The organism is Mycobacterium sp. UM_CSW (assembly GCF_000455205.1).
Classification (GTDB): Bacteria; Actinomycetota; Actinomycetes; order Mycobacteriales; family Mycobacteriaceae; genus Mycobacterium.
Genome location: NZ_AUWQ01000180.1, coordinates 1 through 1,626, shown reverse-complemented (window position 1 = coordinate 1,626; position 1,626 = coordinate 1). Strand labels below are relative to the sequence as shown.

Genomic DNA, 1,626 nt, shown 5'->3' with positions numbered 1-1,626 from the left:
CGCCGGCGGGGTCGGCGGTACCGGCGGCGCGGCCTCGACCCAACTCAGTCAACCCGTCGCGCTCGGACTCGGCGGGGACGGCGGCACGGGTGGCGCCGGTGCCCCCAACGGCGGGGCGGGCGGCACCGGAGGTGGCGGCGGTGCCGGCGGCGGCGCGCTCGGGGTGTCGACCGGGGACATGGGCATCGGCGGAGGCGGCGGAGGCGGCGGCGGTGCCGCGTACGCGGGCGGCCCCGGCGGAGCGGGGGGCGCAGGCGGTAATGCGATCACCACCGCATCGCCGCTCGCTTTCGGGGGTGGCGGCGGAGCCGGCGGCACCGGCCCCGGCGGCGGAGGGGGCGGCGGCGCCTGGGCCTACCCCGCCAACGCCGACCCTGGTGTCGCCGGAACGAAGGGTGACTTCGGCGGTACCGGAGGCATGGGTGGCGGTGCCGGCCAATACGGCGGTGACGGCGGCGCCACCGGCGTGGCCGGCTCCGGTGCCGAGGCATTGATCATTGGCGGGAATGGCGGCGGCGACGGGCAGTCGGTGTGATATCCGTGTTGGCCGGCCGGGATCCGGTATTCAAAATGGGCGCCTTTCCGGACCGCCGCGCGATGGCGAATGTGGGCTTATACCAGTCGGTTACGACTCGGACGATCCTGGCGCCGCGAAATGGCGCAACACGCCATTCCGATCCGTGAAATCACTTCCGGACTCCAACTGAAAGCGTAGATTTTCGGTTACTTGTGTTTCGTTCCCCCCGTTCACATCCCAGAGGAGCCGCAGATGCCGTCTTTTGTCCTGATATCTCCTGAGGTCGTCACCGCAGCGTCGTCGGATTTAAGCGACATTGGATTGTCGATTAGGTCCGCCAATGCGGCGGCGGCGGGTTCCACGACGTCGTTATTGGCGGCGGGGCAGGATGAGGTTTCGGCTGCGATTTCTTCGTTGTTCGGCAGCTACGCCCGGGAGTTTCAGGCGCTCAGCGCGCAGGCGACGGCTTTTCATGACCAATTCGTGCAGTCGTTGACCGCTGGTGCCGGAGCCTATTCGGCCGTCGAGGCGGCCAACGCCGACCCGTTGACGGCGTTTGTCGGCGAACTCCAAAGCCTGACCGCGGGATTGCCGCCCGGGCCGGTCAAGCTGCTGACGGGGCGCCCGCTGATCGGCAATGGCGCCGACGGGGCGCCGGGAACCGGGCAGGCCGGCGGCAACGGCGGCTGGCTGATCGGGGACGGCGGTAACGGGGGATCCGGCGGCGCCGGGAAGGCCGGCGGGGCGGGCGGCGCGGCTGGCCTGTGGGGCCATGGCGGTAACGGGGGGGCAGGCGGAAACGGCGGGGGTGGCGTGGTCGGCGGCGCCGGCGGCGACGGGGGGGCCGGCGGCGCCAACGGATGGCTCGGCGGCGGCCCAGGCGGTGCCGGCGGGGTCGGCGGAAACGGCGGGCCCGGCATCCTCGGGGGCGGAGGACAAGGCGGAGCCGGCGGGGCCGGCGGGGCCAACAGGCACTTGTTGTCCCTGTTTAATGGCGCCGGCGGAGCCGGCGGAGCTGGCGGCCTGGGCGGGGAAGGCGGGCTCGGCTTCAACAACCCCACGGCCGGCGGCACCGGCGGGCACGGGGGGCACGGCGGGACCGGCGGCGC

Annotated in this window: 1 protein-coding gene and 1 pseudogene; both read left to right on the top strand. The window is 72.9% G+C overall.

Translation table 11 applies throughout. From position 1 onward, the window contains the following. Positions 1 to 535, top strand: a pseudogene (locus tag N415_RS33160) (PE family protein); the annotation flags it as partial. Between the two features lie 234 nt (positions 536 to 769). Beyond that, positions 770 to 1,626: PE family protein (locus N415_RS30335; RefSeq protein WP_152531659.1), on the top strand; the 857-nt coding region annotated here is incomplete at its 3' end.